The following is a 14,357-nucleotide window of genomic DNA, read 5'->3' on the forward strand; positions in this document are numbered from 1 at the left end:
CTGATCTTTAACAATAAAAAGATCCAATATTCAAAGACAACTGACGAGATAATAATGAACCGTAAGATGAGAATTGTATACGCATTGCTGCTGTTGCTGATTATATCAGGGCATCAGTCGTCTGCGCAAGACAGACGATTGTTCCTGATACAAGAAGGAGGTAAATATGGATTTATTAACAGGGAAGGGAAAATGATAATTCCGCCGAAATTCCATGTAGCGCGTAATTTTTCAGAAGGTCTTGCTGCGGTAAGAGAAGGTGAGTACTATGGATATATCGATACTACGGGAACGTTTATTATACCAGCGCGCTTTGCATATGCGAAGGGATTCAATAAAGGGATAGCACAGGTATATATCGATGGACGTCCTTTTTATATTGATAGAAATGGCAACAAGTTATTTGATGATTATTATGACTATCTGGCACCTGTTGGCAATAACAGGGCTCTTGTTACTACAATGATCTCCATGCATGGCCTGATCGATATGCAGGGTAAAATACTGACTGATCTGAGATATAGGTCCATCAGTGATTTCAATAACGGTTATGCGGTGGCAGAAAGGCATGATGAACAATATCCTTTCCTGATTGATACCCTTGGACAGCGGGTCACATTACCTTATCACTACAGGTGGATACAAGATATAGGCAATGGCTATTATCTTCTGACAGGGCCTGACTCTATCAGGTTGATAGGCCCTGATTTGCGTACGAGATTCGTGAAGGAAAAAACGGCATTGGGAAATCCCTATTTTGGTGGCAAGCTTCAGGAGGGGCTACTGGTCGCTCAACTGACAAAGCAAGGTTTATCCCCGAAAGACAAGATTAACTATCAGGGGTATCTGGATACATGTGGTCATCTGCTGATAGCTATACCGGGCCAGAAAACAGTGATTGATAAAAACTTCAATGGCTTCCGGTTGATACTTGCGAATACCAGCAGAGATACAGTGGAATTTCCTGTCTATGAAGGCAGCCTTGAGATGGAATTACAGGCGCTGACTCCTCAACATGAATGGATGACCATTGAGAAAAATACGCTGTTCGACCTGATGTTGTCTTGTGGTAATAGTTTCTGGAATGTGCCGCTTACCCCACAACAATACTGGCGATTTGACAGTCCTGTTTATGAAGGTGTTTTTAAAACGAAACTTCGCTTCGTAATTGCGGATGTGCTGGTTAACCATAAGGGAAAGACATGCCGGGATACGATCTACAGTAATGAATTTGAAGGCAGTATCAATCCGGCCCAGATTGTAAATCCTTATGCATCCCAAAAGGATCTTCTGATGCCAGCGCATTTAATGAAGGAACTGGTGTATCCTAAAAATTAAAAAAGAATTTCCGTTTTTGATTCACCATCAACCAGCATATCTGCGTAAATTCATATTGTCACCTTTAAAAGAGCGTCTATGTCAATAAATGAAGTACAGGATAAACTGATTGAGGATGTAATGCACCTCGAAGATGAAGAAAGCCGCCAGCAATACATAGATAATATTGCAAAATCGTTGCCTTTGATGGAAGACAAGTACAAACATGAACACTATCAGGTACAGGGCTGGATCTCTGATATCTGGGTACGTGCAGTCTATATCAAAGAAAAAGTGTGGTTTACAGCAGCCGGTAGCGACAAAGCGACCAATGGTCTGCTGGCTATGTTTGCAAGGGTTCTGTCCGGCAATCATCCAAAAGATATCGCTGATGCGGATATCTATTTCATGAACGAGATTTCCGGTCTGTTTCAGCCGTTTCTTACGCTGCAATGGCCGTTGATATTACGGAAAATGAAATCACAGGCAGTAGCGTACCAGATACAGTTATTGCAAGCGCTGTAGTAATAAGAAAGTAGTTATAAGAAAGGCCGCTCAATGTATTGAGCGGCCTTTCTGCTTAAACAATATGATAAGATTAAATCACGGGTTGGTTGACCATAAGCCCGCTTCTTTCACAAAGGTACGTCTGTTTAGCTTCAGCTGCATCACGATGAGCTCGGCAAAATCTTCTGCCTGCATTACTTTCTCCGGATTACCATCTGTCAGTTTCAGGTCGATTGCCATATCTGTTGCGATGGTGCTGGGTGTTAAAGTAGTGACCCTGATATTTGACTTTCGAACTTCCAGCATCAACGATTCAGACATACCGATCAGTCCGAATTTGGAAGCACTATAAGCGCTGGTTACCGGAGCTCCTTTCTGACCAGCGGTAGAAGAGATGTTAACGATATCACCTGTCTGACGGGATAACATACCAGGCAGTACTGTACGTACAACATAATAAGCGCCAAAAAGGTTTACTTTAACCACCTGTTCCCATTCTTCCGGTTCCAGTTCCAGAAACTTTCCAAACTTTCCGATACCGGCATTATTGATCAGAATATCAATACTACCCAGTTCAGCCGTCATTTTTTCAATGGCTGCTTCCACTTCTTTTCTTTCGGCAACATCTGCGGTAGCATATACTACTTTCACTCCTGTACCTTTCAGTTCTTCCGCTACTGCCTGCAGATCTTTCTCTGTACGCGCCAGTAATGCCAGATTCACACCTTCTGCCGCCAGCTGTTTAGCAACCGCCTTCCCGATGCCTTTTCCGGCACCTGTTACGAGTGCGTTTTTTCCTTTTATTGATTCCATATCTGATGTATTTACATTTTCAGGGCTAAATATATGCCTATCCTTTCACACGGCCCATTGCAGGATCACTGAAGCCGGCTTTTCCATTTTCCACGCGACCAGCATATCTTCTCTCGAAAGATGATTGTCCGGTGATACGTACACTGAAGTCGTACCATAAATGACTTTTCTGCAGATCCAGTATTACAGCCGTTTTGCTCCTTGCAGACAGTGTCTTTTGCTGTACAGGCCTGCCATATGCATGGTCGATAATTTCGACTGTAACAGCCTGTGTATGGTGATTATTTAACTGTAATGCGACATTACCGGTGAAGGCTTTTCCTTTACGTTCGTACTCACACCATACTTCCAGTTGCGGCGCCTTATCATTACCGGCAAATTCACGGAAGAAGCCGTTTGGTCCATATACGCGCAGATGATAGATACCATTTTCAAATGATTGCAATGGCCAGTGATCCGCCAGTCTGTCCCCTGCTTTTACTGCATAGGCCCATGTCCTGACTGTTTCAAAAGTGGTGTTATCGGCTGACAGATATTTACCCGGTGCGTACACATGGAAAGGTACACCCGCGGCAGCTTTACCTGCCAGTTCATTACCAGCCTTGAAGGAGATTTCAAAACCACCTTTACTCAGCTGACCGTCCACATACATTTCATACGGCAATGCACAGGCAGGTCGGATGCCTTCTTCCTGTTTAGCCATATAAGGAGCCGTTGCCGGGTTCGTATTGATAGCAGCTATATCTGAAGAGCTCAGTTTCCTGAAACCGGAAGGCACGTCCTTAAATTGCGCTTTATGGATGCTCTCGATAAATGTGTCCTTATCACCAAAAGAAGGGAATGGTATTTTCTCTCCGTTATACGGTGTGAATACAGAGCTGAGGTCACCGCAGATGGTACGACGCCATTCAGTGATATTACTTTCAACGATATTTTTACCCGTCTTATGGTGCAGGAAACGCTCCAGAAATTGTAAGGTAGAAGTATGGTCAAACACTTCGGAGCAGACCATTCCACCACGGCTCCATGGAGAAGCTACAATCAGAGGTACACGGTATCCCAGTCCGATAGGACTTTCCCTGACGTCTTCTTCCTGCATACCGTTCTTACGCAATTCCTGTTCGCGGGTTACATATTCCACACTTGTATCGATACCTTCAGATACCAGACCAGTACCCGGGCCATGCGGAGGAACAAACGGAGGTACATGGTCGAAATCGCCATCATTTTCGTCGTATGCGAGAATGAAGATGGTTTTCTTCCAGACTTCCGGATTCTGTGTAAGGATATCCATTACTTCCGCTACATACCATGCGCCATACCATGGAGCACCCGGATGGTCAGAGAAGTTTTCAGGAGAAACGATCCAGGATACAGTCGGCAGCTGACCATTCTTTACATCTTCGCGGAACTGGTACAGTACATCACCTTTCGGCACCTGCATAGTACGCTCTGTGTTCCCGTCGTGATATTGTAATGTGCTCAGCTGGTGATAATCCGGATCCTTTTCGTTTGTAGTGAATGCTTTTCTATGGATGTTCTTTTCTCTTTCTGATAGCAGTTCAAATTTCTCAGGACGCCATTTTTCTTCCCTTTCCTGCAATTTCAGCAGGAGTTCTTTTTTCTCTCCCAGTTCTTTTTTGGCAGCATCAGCCTGTGCACCGGAGAGTGTCTTCATTTTATCTTCCAGAGCAGCAATACCGGCTTTCTGCTTTTCTATGCTCCGTTGTACATGTTTATGGTGGTTAAGCGAAAATTCCGGTCTGTATTGCGCAAAGAATTCCAGCGGGTTGTCTGTGAAGTTGGCCAGCCATGCATCTTCTTCACCAGTAAAACCAACACCGACACTCAGTTCATTCTGGTATACTTTCCAGCTGATGCCATTTTCTTCCAGACGTTCCGGGAAGGTGGTCCAGCTCGCAGGAACGCCATAATCCACTTCCGAGTTACGGACATTAGGCGCGGCATCCGGGCTTTGTTTTTCACGGATGGTACCTGTCCAGAAATAGAGCCTGTTAGGCGTAGTACCTGTCAGTGAAGAGCAAAAGTTCTGATCACACACGGTGAATGCGTCGGCCAGTGCGTAATAGAACGGAATGTCTTCACGCGTGAAATACCCCATTGTGAGTGGCAGGTCTGCGTAGTCTTTATTACCGGACTGTTTTACATCCAGCCATTTATCGTATTTACCGTTGTTGCGGGCATCTACCTGATTTTCCCATGAGTGCGGCAGTGAACTCATCCAGGTGACTTTTGAATCTTTGATATCAAGGCGGAAGGGAGCATAGGTTTCTCCTTTCGCGTTGGACTGGAGCCATACCAGATTTTTATCAGGCTGAGTGATGGCACGGGGATCGTTAAATCCACGCACACCACGTAGCGTACCAAGACTATGATCGAATGAGCGATTTTCCTGCATGAGCAGTACGACATGTTCTGCATCAAGGAAGGTGGTACCTGCAGCCGGATTGATGGCCATAGCTCTCTGAATGGAGGCTGGCAATACACCTGCCAGACCTGCGCCGCCTGATAGTAGTGCGGCTTTTTTGATAAAGTCTCTCCTTGTATCCATAATGCTGACAAGATACATAACCTGTTGCAAGCTGAAGCCATATATGCTCAATCTTCAATGTAATTTAATACCACATTAATGTGAGGCTCCGAGGTATTATTATTATCTTTCGCCCAATTAAACCGATACTATATGAATAAGAGACTGTTGTTTTACCCGCTGATTATCGGCTTTTTCGGATGTCTGATCTGGTTTATTATCAATAAAGGCAGCCATCTTACAACTGATGGCAGTACGCCTGCGAGTACTGTAGCTGCGGCAGCACCTGCTACAGCGACTATTGCACCTGTTTCTACGGCGGAGAGCGTCTGGAATTCCATGGTGCAAAATGTACATCATCCTTTAGCCTTATTGCTTTTGCAGATTATTTTGATATTAATCACTGCGAGGATATTTGGCTGGCTTGCCAATAAGATTGGACAGCCTTCTGTAGTAGGAGAGATTCTGGCAGGTATCTGCCTCGGACCATCTCTTTTTGGCATGTTATGGCCGTCAGGAAGTGCATTTATCTTCCCTGCGGAAGGTTTTAAAAATCTGCAGTTTTTGAGTCAGATAGGTCTTGCTTTCTTCATGTTTGTGGTGGGTATGGAACTGGATACTGACAAAATGAAAAACAAAGCGCATGATGCGGTAATGATCAGTCATGCTAGCATTGTATTTCCATTCTTTCTGGGAGTAGGATTAGCGTATCATATGTATGCACGCTTTGCACCTGCGAATGTAAGTTTCCTCTCTTTTGCGCTGTTTATGGGTATTGCGATGAGTATCACTGCGTTTCCTGTTTTAGCACGTATTGTACAGGAGAGAAAGCTGAGCAGTACGCCATTGGGGTTATTGGCTATTACCTGTGCTGCGGCTGATGATGTGACTGCATGGTGTATTCTTGCAGTAGTTATAGCGATCGTAAAAGCGGTTACGTTGTGGACGGCTGCATTGACGCTGGCATTATCACTGATTTTTGTCGGTTTCATGTTGTATGTTTTAAAACCGTGGTTAGCCAAAAAAATCACGCGGTTTCAGGAGCAGCATAAAGAGAAATCTATTGTCGCCCTTGCATTTATGACGCTGTTATTTTCGGCGTGGGCTGCGGAGGTAATCGGTATACATGCATTATTTGGCGCTTTTCTGGCAGGTGTGATCATGCCATCAGAAGTGTCTGTACAGAAACTGCTGACAGATAAACTGGAAGACGTGAGTGTGCTGTTATTGCTGCCGATCTTCTTTGTTTTCACCGGACTGCGTACACAGATCGGATTATTGGGTCAGGGCAATCTCTGGGCGGTATTTGGTCTGATTATGTTGGTAGCAGTAGGTGGTAAATTGGGAGGCAGTGCGCTTACGGCTAAATTAATGGGACAATCATGGACAGATTCTCTTGGCATTGGTGCACTGATGAACACAAGAGGATTAATGGAGCTGGTAGTACTGAATATTGGTTATGATCTGGGTATTCTTTCACCGGAGGTTTTTGCGATGTTGGTACTGATGGCACTGGCAACAACTTTTATGACGGGGCCGTTGCTGGATGTGGTGAAGAAGGTAGAAGAGAACAGATTACAGGCGAGTCAGATCGGGTAACTTCAATCAGGATCAGGAATTAACATTAAGAATGGGGCTGCTTAAAATGCCGCTCTTCAAGATAAAACGCTGCGGAGATTATCTCCGCAGCGTTTTGCTTTATAAAGAACATGTAAGTATAACATTGGTCTGCTTAGTCAACTGTAGACTCGCTGAATCAGCCTACAGCTCATAAATAAGGCAATTCCCGATTCTCTTTAATAAACACAGTCGATTATAAAACAGAAAGGCCTGATCGATGATCAGGCCTTTTGTATTAGTTCAGTATGATTAATGCAGCGTTGTTTTCTTCAAAGTTGGCTTCTTAGCTGTTACCGGTTTTTTAGCAGTTGTTTTCTTTGCAACTGTCTTCTTTTTCGCGGTTGGTGCTTTTGCCTTTCCTTTTGCTGTTGTTTTCGCTTTAGCAGAAGTCTTTGAAGTTTTTGAGGTCTTCGCTGTTGTAGTAGTGGTCACTGGTTTCTTTGCTTTCGCCTCAGCTGGAGCAGCTACTTTTGCCGGAGCAGGGAAGCGGGATTTATCGAAGGCGGTTGCTTTGTCATCCAGCATCATCTGTAATGATTCCTTCAGTATTTCCTCTTTCTCTGTTTGGAATTCCTTCATTTTCTCTTTTGGAATTCTCAGGTCGTAGCTGTTTTCAGGTCCTGACATCATTTTAGTGAAATCAGGGTTGAGGTGTTCCAGATCGGAAAGTTCCATATTCAGTTTCTTCGCAATAGCATCCAGACGATATTTACCGGAGATATTGAATTCAACTGTGTTGAACATTTCTTCTTCTGAAAGTTCAGTTGTAGCGTAGGCTGCGGCGGTAGGGGCAGGAGCTGCAACAACTGTGTTGCTCATATCGTTACCTACACCGAAGAAGTTGTTAAATCTGTCGAGGATGTAACCGGTAGCGATGAATTTGTAAACGTGATTGCGGGACTCAGCGGGCAGGAAGTATTGCATACCCCAGAAATCGCTGCGACCGCTTGCGTTCATGGCACGTTGTACGCCACCAGGACCGCAGTTATAAGCAGCTACTACGAGTAACCAGTCACCGAACTGATTGTACAGTTCGTTCAGGAACTTGGCAGCAGCTACAGTAGACTTATAGAAGTCTTTTCTTTCGTCCACTTTTTTACCCACACTGAGACCGAAGATACGCGCAGTACCTGACATGAACTGCCAGGCTCCTACAGCACCTACACGGGATCGTGCATTGGTATTAAAGGAGGATTCGATTACGGCGAGATACTTCATTTCCTCGGGAATCCCGTGTTCTCTGAAGATTTTCTCCACCATTACGAAGTAAGGTTGCCCTCTGGAGACCATTACCTGCAGGTGTTGGCTATACCTGCTGGCAAAGTTATTGATGTATCCAGCTACAATGTTGTTGTTGATCTGTTCATAGACCTTCGGGCTGCTGATGCTGGACGGAAGGCTTTGCGCATTTTTTCGCACAGCCTGTGACGTTGCGGAAGGCACGACAATTGTGTCCTTAGGCAGACGTACTTTGTGGTTCAGTACCGTAGTATCCGGTCCCCCATATGGAGTAACCATCTCTTTAGGTACACTATTGCCACCAATCGCTCTCATTTGCACTGCACCCAGCGATGGCAACAGCAGTAGTAAAAAGATTTTCCTCATACACATATTTATTTTAAACAGGAGTAACCTGTCGTAATTGCATGGCGTGTTCCGCAATGCTTAACAGGTTTGCTTCGCTAAATTGCTTTGTGATGATCTGTACACCGTATGGCATCCCATTTGAATGCCGCTGCAAAGGTACGGAAATTGCCGGAACCCCTGCCAGATTTGCCAGTACCGTATAAATATCGGCCAGGTACATGGCTATCGGATCATTTGTTTTTTCTCCAATTTTAAATGCTGTAGACGGTACAGTTGGCATTACGATGGCATCATATTCAGATAAAATTTCATCCAATTTATCCACCACCATTCGTCTAACTTGTTGAGCTTTAGCAAAGTAGGCATCATAATAACCCGCACTAAGTACAAAAGTCCCAAGTAAGATACGCCGTTTTACTTCTTTTCCAAACCCTTCGGACCGACTTTTCTTGTAAAAGTCAGCGAGTTCAAGATTATTTAATGAAGTTCTGTGTCCGTATTTAACTCCATCAAACCGTGAAAGGTTAGAGGAAGCTTCTGCAGTGGTCAACACATAATATGCGGGCACTACATAATCGAGGTAAGCGAAATCAGCTGCTGTAACGGTATCACCTGCAGCTTCCAACTCTTCAAAAAAGCGGGTATAGCCTTCCTTCATTTCTTCATCCAGGCCGGGGTGAAACAACGCATCTCTTAAATACGCTATTTTCCAGGATTTATTGTGTACGATCTGGTAATCAGGTACTTCTTCATTAGAAGCCGTACTATCATACTCATCGGGCCCTGCAATAAACTGCAGCACCCTTGCCACATCTGCAATATTCCTGCCAAAAATCCCTATCTGGTCAAAAGAAGAGGCGTATGCAATTAACCCATAGCGGGAAATCCTGCCATAAGTTGGTTTTAATCCTACAATACCACAGAAATCAGCGGGTTGTCTCACCGAGCCACCGGTATCACTACCGAGGCTAACCATACAAAGATCTGCCTGCACTGCTACTGCCGACCCTCCGGAGGACCCTCCCGGTACACGGGAATTGTCCAGTGCGTTCAACACCGGACCGTAGGCGGAGTTCTCATTTGTGGATCCCATTGCGAACTCGTCGCAATTAAGATTACCAATAATAATGGCGTCTTCTGCCAGAAGTCTTTCGACAGCTGTAGCAGAATACAGGGAAGTAAATCCCTCCAGTATGCGAGAAGCGGCGCTTACTTTATGTCCTTTATAACAGATAACATCCTTAATGCCTATCACAATGCCTGCAAGCGCTCCCACAGACTCTCCGTTTTTTATACGGTTATCCAGTGCATGCGCTTTCGCAAGGGCTTCCTCTTCAAAAACTTCCAGATAAGCATTCAGGTGTTTTGTCTGTCCGATACGGTCAAGGTAATACCGTACCATCTCCGTACAGGTTGTTCTGCCGGCGTATAATGCTTCATGAAAAGCCGATATACTGCTGTATTCAGACAAAGCCAAACCAGTTAATTGCTTAAAAAATAATGTAAATCAAACTTGAAAAACTGCTACTGAAAAGGTTTTCAGTTGGCATATGGTATATAGCAATTTCATACAGTGGTTACTGCATCTCCCTTCACAGGCATACTACTCCCCTATTCACGTCTGAATCAAATAAAAAGAAAAACCTGATTCCTTTAACAGGAACTAATTAGGCATTCTTGTGGTCAGTCGTAGCCGGCTGATCTTTCATACCGTCTTCGATCTCTTTACGCACGTTGTTCTTTGCATCGTTGAACTCACGGATACCTTTACCCAGGCCACGCATCAGTTCAGGGATTTTCTTACCACCAAACAGCAGCAATACAACCAGAGCGATCAAGAGTAATTCTGTCATACCTAATTCCTGAAATAATAAAAACGGTGATTTAAAAGCGGCAGTCATTTTCTCAGTTTTAAACGTTAAGCAAACAAAGATAGGTAAATATATTCGGGAATTATCCTCGGGTGGATTGGGCGGCAAAGTTTTAATACTATTTTAAGAGCATTCTTTATTGCAGCGTCCGGTCCCTATAGACATGAAAAAACGGGGAGCCAAACGGTCCCCGTTATCACTAATTTCCCTGTATTTATACTAAACCCTTTTCTCTTTGATACGGGCAGCTTTACCAGCACGTTCGCGCAGGTAGAACAGTCTTGCCCTTCTAACTTTACCAACCTTATTCAGCACGATTCCGTCGATGTGCGGAGACAGCAAAGGGAATATCCTTTCTACACCTACTCCATCAGAAATCTTTCTTACTGTAAAAGTAACAGTAGCACCAGTACCCTGGATTTTCAATACATCACCTTTGAAGGACTGGATTCTTTCCTTGCTACCTTCAACAATTTTATAGTTTACAGTGACGTTATCACCGGCTTTAAACTTCGGGTATGATTTCTTACCTGACAGTTGCTCGTGAACAAAAGAAATAGCGTTCATCTTTCAAATATTTATCGGAGTGCAAAGGTAGCTTAGAAATATACAACTTCCAAATAAGAACCCCGTTTATTAAACAATAATTTTACAAGCGGTTGAGAATCAACCAAAATTTATAACAGATCCGGACGACGTGCCTTTGTGCGCTCCAGCGCCTGGTCATGTCTCCAGTTATCGATCTTCTTATGATCACCGCTCATCAACACGTCTGGTACCTTCCAGCCCCTGAATTCTTCCGGGCGGGTATACACAGGCGGTGCGAGCAGATTGTCCTGAAAAGAGTCCAGCAATGCGGACGTTTCATCGTTCAGTACACCGGGTATGAGTCTGCCGATCGCATCTACCAGCACAGCGGCTGCCAGTTCTCCGCCAGACAGGACATAATCTCCGATAGAGATCTCCTTTGTAACGAAGTGCGTACGGATGCGTTCATCAATACCTTTATAGTGACCGCAGAGCATCAGGAGATTGCCTTTCAGGGACAGCTGATTAGCCATTTGCTGGTTCAGCGTTTCTCCGTCAGGAGTCAGGTAGATCACCTCGTCGTATTGCACTTTTGCCTGCAGCGTTTCGATGGCATTTACTACGGGTTCCAACATCATTACCATACCTGCACCTCCGCCAAACTGGTAGTCATCTACCTGTTTGTGCTTCAGCGTGGAATAATCCCGCAGATTATGGGTATGTACTTCCAGTAATCCTTTTGTCTGGGCTCTTTTCATGATTGAATGTGAAAAAGGCCCTTCCAGTAATCCCGGCTGTACTGTAATGATATCTATTCTCATAATTAATGCTGCATCCAACCTGTCAGTGCAGGTCCCAGTGAATAATAAATGTCCTGCTATTCCAGATAAAGGTCCAGTAATCCATCAGGAAGATCAACGTGCACGATCTGCTGCTTTTTATCCACTTTTATGAGCGATTGCTCATTGAGTGGCAGCAGTGCCTCTTTCTCCTTATACATCACTTTTACCAGCACCTGCATGGGCATTTCAATTACTTCTTCGATAACACCCAGTTCTCCCTGCTGCTTGTCTTTCACCATAAAGCCCAGCATAGAAAGCGGGGCTGATGCGGACGTCTGTTTTTTGAAATCATCCTCCAGCAGGTATACAGGCGTTTGTACCAGTCTGCGGGCGTCTTCTTTAGTGTCTATCCCTTCCAGCTTGACGAACATATGTTCATGATCTTTCACGCTGGCTTTCTGTATGAAATAAGGGATAAAACTGTTCTTACGCTCTTCCAGAAAGATGGCGTCCACTCCCTGCAGGGCTGTTCTTTTTCCCAAACTATGTTTGAGAATGAATTCCCCCTGTAAACCAAATACGGATACCAGTTTTCCTATGCTGAAGTAATTATTCATAATACGATGCCCTTCCGGCTAAGAAAAAGGGAAATATTTGCGTACAAATATTTCCCTTTCAATATTTATTCAAAAGCTAGATTATGCTTCGCCACCTTCTGGCTGAGCTGGAGTATCTTCTACTCTTCTCACGATTGGAGCAGCAACTCTTGCTTTCTTGTGACTGTCACGACGTGCAGCAACTTTCTGCTCGTGTTCAGCCTGCCATTGTTCGAATTTGGTGAAAGCTGTAGGCTCATCGAACAGACCCAGTTTCACACCTCTCAGTAAGTGTTTCAGATAGAGAACACCTTTGAAAGACAGGATTCTTCTTACTGTATCTGTAGGCTGAGCACCTTTCTGTAACCAACGCAGTGCTTTGTCTGTATCGATGTTGATAGAAGCAGGCACAGTCAGTGGATTGTAAGTACCGATTTTCTGGATGAATTTACCATCTCTTGGCGCGCGAGCATCGGCTACTACTATAAAATAAAAAGGTCTCTTCTTAGCGCCATGACGTTGCAGTCTGATTTTTACTGGCATAAATAATTCGAGTTATTTTTTTGCGAGTTATGAAAAAGTATTTAATTGGGGCAGCAAAGGTATTCTTTAAAACGAATAGTTCAAAATATTTTATGTTAAAAATCCACAGGTTGTGGATTTTTTTTTCAAACTACCGGCCTAAAGCTCTTAAGCCTTTACCACCAGCTCCGAATTTGTTCATCATCTTCATCATCTGACGCATCTGGTCAAACTGCTTCATGAACTGGTTCACATCCTGAATATCTTTACCGGAGCCTTTAGCAATACGCTTACGGCGGCTACCGTCGATACTATCCGGATTGTTACGCTCATATGGCGTCATAGAACCGATCATTGCTTCAATGCCTTTAAATGCGTCGTCGCTGATGTCTATATCTTTAATGGCCTTACCGACCCCCGGGATCATCGCCATGAGGTCTTTCAGGTTACCCATTTTCTTGATCTGCTGCAGCTGTTCGCGGAAGTCTTCGAAATCAAACTGGTTCTGACGGATCTTCTTCTCCAGTTTTTTCGCCTGTTCTTCATCGAACTGCGCCTGTGCACGTTCCACGAGGGTAGTGATATCACCCATCCCGAGGATACGCTGTGCCATACGTTCAGGGTAGAATACGTCCAGCGTGTCGAGCTTTTCGCCCATGCTCACGAACTTGATCGGCTTTTCTACCGTATACTTGATCGTCAGAGCCGCACCACCGCGTGTATCACCGTCCAGTTTGGTCAGTACCACACCGCTGAAGTCCAGACGCTCGTTAAACGCCTTGGCAGTATTCACAGCATCCTGACCTGTCATGGAATCCACTACGAAGAGGATCTCATTTGGCTTTACAGCTGCTTTTACATTCGCTACCTCAGTCATCATCACCTCATCTACGGCGAGACGACCGGCGGTATCTATAATGATAATGTTGTTATTATTCTGTTTAGCGTGCGCGATAGCGTTCTGCGCAATCTTCACCGCATCTTTGTTCTCCGGCTCACTATACACCTCTACTCCGATCTGCTCACCCAGCACTTTCAGCTGGTCAATCGCCGCCGGACGGTAAATATCCGCCGCTACCAGCAATGGTTTCTTTCCTTTCTTGGTTTTCAGGAAGTTAGCCAGTTTACCGGAGAAGGTTGTTTTACCAGAACCCTGCAGACCTGCGATCAGGATGATAGACGGATTGGATTTGATATCCAGTTCCGCTTCGCTGCCACCCATCAGTTCAGTCAGCTCGTCTTTAACGATCTTCACCATCAACTGTCCGGGAGAAATGGCAGTAATTACCTTTTCACCCAGGGCCTTTTCTCTTACGCGGTCGGTAAAGTCCTTCGCAATTTTATAGTTTACGTCAGCATCCACCAGCGCACGGCGAATTTCTTTCACCGTAGAGGCCACATTGATTTCACTGATACGGCCTTCACCTTTCAGTTGTTTAAACGCCGAGTCGAGCCGCTCTGATAATGATTCGAACATCTGTGATCTTGTTTAATTTTTAGCTGTGAGCTATTCGCTGCTCATCCTTTTCAGGGGACTTTACAGCTGCAAGGGTTGCAAAAATAATATAAAGTAGCATGCAAACCAGTAAGCAGCTATAAATAACAAAAAAAGGTGAATATCCGGCAGATATTCACCTTTTCAATTATGTAAAACAATTAATTT

At 44.5% G+C, this 14,357-nt stretch carries 12 protein-coding genes and 1 pseudogene; 3 read left to right on the forward strand and 10 right to left on the reverse strand.

The features are described 5' to 3' along the window. Nucleotides 1-66: 66 nt before the first annotated feature. Both FEF09_RS21720 and FEF09_RS21725 read left to right on the forward strand, forming a co-directional pair. Nucleotides 67-1,338, forward strand: coding sequence for a WG repeat-containing protein (locus FEF09_RS21720; RefSeq protein ID WP_186774451.1), 1,272 nt, complete (start codon nucleotides 67-69; stop codon nucleotides 1,336-1,338). 78 nt (nucleotides 1,339-1,416) lie between these two features. Beyond that, the gene (locus FEF09_RS21725; protein ID WP_146307057.1) at nucleotides 1,417-1,842 is read left to right on the forward strand and encodes a SufE family protein; all 426 of its coding nucleotides are present in this window, start codon (nucleotides 1,417-1,419) and stop codon (nucleotides 1,840-1,842) included. A gap of 78 nt (nucleotides 1,843-1,920) precedes the next feature. Here the strand turns inward: FEF09_RS21725 and FEF09_RS21730 are convergent, their stop codons facing one another. Together FEF09_RS21730 and FEF09_RS21735 are read right to left on the reverse strand one after the other, a co-directional pair. Further along, nucleotides 1,921-2,637, reverse strand: coding sequence for a 3-ketoacyl-ACP reductase (locus FEF09_RS21730; RefSeq protein WP_146307058.1), 717 nt, complete (start codon nucleotides 2,635-2,637; stop codon nucleotides 1,921-1,923). Nucleotides 2,638-2,674: 37 nt separating this feature from the next. Beyond that, a complete protein-coding gene (locus FEF09_RS21735; RefSeq protein WP_146307059.1) occupies nucleotides 2,675-5,209 on the reverse strand; it encodes a phosphocholine-specific phospholipase C in 2,535 nt (844 codons plus the stop codon). A 132-nt stretch (nucleotides 5,210-5,341) separates the two neighbouring features. Here FEF09_RS21735 and FEF09_RS21740 point away from each other — a divergent pair, with 132 nt between their 5' ends. Continuing rightward, nucleotides 5,342-6,787: a cation:proton antiporter gene (locus FEF09_RS21740; protein ID WP_146307060.1), complete on the forward strand. Its 1,446-nt coding sequence runs from the start codon at nucleotides 5,342-5,344 to the stop codon at nucleotides 6,785-6,787. Nucleotides 6,788-7,057: 270 nt separating this feature from the next. On the opposite strand, the gene FEF09_RS21745 is transcribed toward FEF09_RS21740, so the two are convergent. From FEF09_RS21745 to ffh, 8 genes and pseudogenes are all read right to left on the reverse strand, one after another. Beyond that, nucleotides 7,058-8,413, reverse strand: coding sequence for a lytic transglycosylase domain-containing protein (locus tag FEF09_RS21745; protein WP_186774452.1), 1,356 nt, complete (start codon nucleotides 8,411-8,413; stop codon nucleotides 7,058-7,060). 13 nt (nucleotides 8,414-8,426) lie between these two features. Then, nucleotides 8,427-9,866: an Asp-tRNA(Asn)/Glu-tRNA(Gln) amidotransferase subunit GatA gene (gene gatA / locus FEF09_RS21750; RefSeq protein WP_146307062.1), complete on the reverse strand. Its 1,440-nt coding sequence runs from the start codon at nucleotides 9,864-9,866 to the stop codon at nucleotides 8,427-8,429. Nucleotides 9,867-10,062: 196 nt separating this feature from the next. Then, nucleotides 10,063-10,248 carry a twin-arginine translocase TatA/TatE family subunit gene (locus FEF09_RS21755; RefSeq protein ID WP_044220993.1) on the reverse strand — a complete coding sequence of 62 codons (186 nt, stop codon included), beginning with the start codon at nucleotides 10,246-10,248 and terminating at the stop codon, nucleotides 10,063-10,065. A gap of 237 nt (nucleotides 10,249-10,485) precedes the next feature. Continuing rightward, nucleotides 10,486-10,833: a 50S ribosomal protein L19 gene (gene rplS, locus FEF09_RS21760; RefSeq protein WP_012789005.1), complete on the reverse strand. Its 348-nt coding sequence runs from the start codon at nucleotides 10,831-10,833 to the stop codon at nucleotides 10,486-10,488. A gap of 110 nt (nucleotides 10,834-10,943) precedes the next feature. Beyond that, entirely contained in the window at nucleotides 10,944-11,615 is a 672-nt protein-coding gene (trmD, locus tag FEF09_RS21765; protein WP_146307063.1) for a tRNA (guanosine(37)-N1)-methyltransferase TrmD, read from the reverse strand. 56 nt (nucleotides 11,616-11,671) lie between these two features. Then, the gene (gene rimM, locus FEF09_RS21770) at nucleotides 11,672-12,193 is read right to left on the reverse strand and encodes a ribosome maturation factor RimM (protein WP_146307064.1); all 522 of its coding nucleotides are present in this window, start codon (nucleotides 12,191-12,193) and stop codon (nucleotides 11,672-11,674) included. Nucleotides 12,194-12,463: 270 nt separating this feature from the next. Further along, nucleotides 12,464-12,715 (reverse strand): annotated as a pseudogene (gene rpsP / locus FEF09_RS33405) (30S ribosomal protein S16); the annotation flags it as partial. A gap of 130 nt (nucleotides 12,716-12,845) precedes the next feature. Beyond that, complete coding sequence (gene ffh / locus FEF09_RS21780) at nucleotides 12,846-14,171, reverse strand: signal recognition particle protein (protein ID WP_146307065.1); 1,326 nt, start codon at nucleotides 14,169-14,171, stop codon at nucleotides 12,846-12,848. Between the last annotated feature and the right edge of the window lie 186 nt (nucleotides 14,172-14,357).

This window comes from Chitinophaga pinensis (assembly GCF_007896845.1).
Taxonomy (GTDB): domain Bacteria; phylum Bacteroidota; class Bacteroidia; order Chitinophagales; family Chitinophagaceae; genus Chitinophaga; species Chitinophaga pinensis_C.

Bases quoted from the DNA above. Each gene is read 5' to 3' on its own strand.
- FEF09_RS21720 (WP_186774451.1), top strand. From the start codon at position 67: ATGAGAATTGTATACGCATTGCTGCTGTTGCTGATTATATCAGGGCAT.
- FEF09_RS21725 (WP_146307057.1), top strand. From the start codon at position 1,417: ATGTCAATAAATGAAGTACAGGATAAACTGATTGAGGATGTAATGCAC.
- FEF09_RS21730 (WP_146307058.1), bottom strand. From the start codon at position 2,637: ATGGAATCAATAAAAGGAAAAAACGCACTCGTAACAGGTGCCGGAAAA.
- FEF09_RS21735 (WP_146307059.1), bottom strand. From the start codon at position 5,209: ATGGATACAAGGAGAGACTTTATCAAAAAAGCCGCACTACTATCAGGC.
- FEF09_RS21740 (WP_146307060.1), top strand. From the start codon at position 5,342: ATGAATAAGAGACTGTTGTTTTACCCGCTGATTATCGGCTTTTTCGGA.
- FEF09_RS21745 (WP_186774452.1), bottom strand. From the start codon at position 8,413: ATGAGGAAAATCTTTTTACTACTGCTGTTGCCATCGCTGGGTGCAGTG.
- FEF09_RS21755 (WP_044220993.1), bottom strand. From the start codon at position 10,248: ATGACAGAATTACTCTTGATCGCTCTGGTTGTATTGCTGCTGTTTGGT.
- rplS (WP_012789005.1), bottom strand. From the start codon at position 10,833: ATGAACGCTATTTCTTTTGTTCACGAGCAACTGTCAGGTAAGAAATCA.
- trmD (WP_146307063.1), bottom strand. From the start codon at position 11,615: ATGAGAATAGATATCATTACAGTACAGCCGGGATTACTGGAAGGGCCT.
- rimM (WP_146307064.1), bottom strand. From the start codon at position 12,193: ATGAATAATTACTTCAGCATAGGAAAACTGGTATCCGTATTTGGTTTA.
- ffh (WP_146307065.1), bottom strand. From the start codon at position 14,171: ATGTTCGAATCATTATCAGAGCGGCTCGACTCGGCGTTTAAACAACTG.